Source organism: Staphylococcus pasteuri, assembly GCF_030547725.1.
Classification (GTDB): domain Bacteria; phylum Bacillota; class Bacilli; order Staphylococcales; family Staphylococcaceae; genus Staphylococcus; species Staphylococcus pasteuri.
The window spans coordinates 1-317 of sequence record NZ_JAUOQO010000154.1 but is presented as its reverse complement, the minus strand read 5'-3'; the positions used below and the strand labels follow the sequence as shown (position 1 = coordinate 317).

Genomic DNA, 317 nt, shown 5'->3' with positions numbered 1-317 from the left:
GTGGCTTGCTGTGTGTATTAGGACAGTTAGGCTTTTGCCTTCAACTCTTGAGCAGTGAGGCGGTAAAAATGCCAGCTCTGGCGTTTCTGAGTTGCCAAGAGGTGTAATTTTGTAGAACACCCCATTTTTTGTTTCACATTCAAAGGCGCCAAGCTTGTCTAGGTTTTTGAATTTCTCAAGTGTGTTGCTGTCGCAAATGGGTTTGTATTTATTGACAATGTTTCTAAAGGCTTCTGTGTCTTCTTTGGTTGACAGAGAGAAGTCAGCCTCTTTCCCTGACGAAAGTACTCTGATCTTAAAGTGACGGCCTCCTAAAT

1 protein-coding gene is annotated in these 317 nt (G+C 42.9%); it reads right to left on the bottom strand.

Features of this window, described 5'->3' with window-relative positions; genetic code table 11:
* A partial coding sequence (locus tag Q4528_RS13210) for a hypothetical protein (protein ID WP_303521952.1) occupies nucleotides 1-317 on the bottom strand: 317 nt, incomplete at both ends.